Annotated in this window: 1 protein-coding gene; it reads right to left on the bottom strand. The window is 65.9% G+C overall.

The features are described 5' to 3' along the window. Positions 1-2: 2 nt before the first annotated feature. Positions 3-1223, bottom strand: coding sequence for an IS30 family transposase (locus Val02_RS46925; protein ID WP_239153871.1), 1221 nt, complete (start codon positions 1221-1223; stop codon positions 3-5). Positions 1224-1268 lie beyond the last annotated feature (45 nt).

The following is a 1268-nucleotide window of genomic DNA, read 5'->3' as shown; positions in this document are numbered from 1 at the left end:
GGTTAGTTGATGTTGAGGAGTTTGGTGAGGCGTTGGGCTGGGGTGTCCCAGTCGAGTGTTTTGCGGGGTCGGCCGTTGAGTTCGGTGGCGACGGTGGTGAGGTGTTGCGCGGTGTGGATCGATAGGTCGGTGCCTTTGGGGAAGTACTGGCGGAGTAGTCCGTTGGTGTTTTCGTTGGTGCCGCGTTGCCAGGGGCTTGCTGGGTCGCAGAAGTAGACGGCCATGTTGGTGGCGAGGGTGATCTGGTGGTGGCCGGCCAGTTCGGGGCCTTGGTCCCAGGTAAGGGATCGGGCGAGGTGGGCGGGCAGGGTTTTGATGGTGGCGATGATGGCGTCGCGGACGGTGTCGGCGTCTCGTGCGTGGGGCAGGTGGAGCAGCATCACGTAGCGGGTGGCGCGTTCGACGAGGGTGCCGATGGCGGAGTTGTTGCCTCGTCCCATGATCAGGTCGCCTTCCCAGTGTCCGGGCACGGCGCGGTCTTCGATCTCGGCGGGCCGGTCGCTGATCATGACCATGTCGTGGGTGAAGCGCGGTCGTCGCGCGTCGGGGCTGCGGTGGGGTTTGCGGCGGGCACGGCCGGTGCGTAGAGCTGTGTGGAGTTCACGGCGGAGCTCGCCGCGGCCTTGGACGTAGATCGCCAGGTAGATCGTTTCGTGGCAGAGGTGCATGTCGGGCCGGTCGGGGAAGTCCACCCGCACAGCCTGGCAGATTTGTTGCGGACTCCACTTGAGGTCGAGTTTGGCTTGGACGTAGTCGCGCAGCGCGGGGTTGCCGGCGATTTTGCCGGTCTTGGGTCGGGGTCTGCGGTTGTCGGCCAGGCGTTGGGCCAGGTGGGGTCCGTACCGGCCGGTGACGGGTGAACGGTTGCGGGCGATCTCTCGGCTGAGCGTCGATGGTGACCGGCCCAGTTCGGCCGCGATCGTGCGGATCGAGGCTTTGTCCCGCAACCGGTCCGCGATCGTGATCCGTTCCTGCTCGGACAGAAACCGTCCCGAGGCGGCCGCCGCGACGACTCGTCGGTAGCCGGCGCGGGTGAGCAGTGCGGGCCGCTCGTGACGGCCGAAACGCCATCGCTGTGTCGTGCGCAGCGTGACACCGACCTCGCGGGCGGCCTCACTGACCGACCAGCCTTGTGTCAACAACTCGAAGAACGCCACCCGTTCGCGGGGCAGTCCCTTATGCCCCGGCCAGCGCTCATCATCAGAACGGATCATGAAAGCCATGCAACACTCCCTGACCTGGAGCGTTGCAACGATCACCAGAAACCG

The sequence above is a fragment of the Virgisporangium aliadipatigenens genome (assembly GCF_016863615.1).
GTDB lineage: Bacteria > Actinomycetota > Actinomycetes > Mycobacteriales > Micromonosporaceae > Virgisporangium > Virgisporangium aliadipatigenens.
This window is presented reverse-complemented; position numbering and strand designations above follow the sequence as displayed.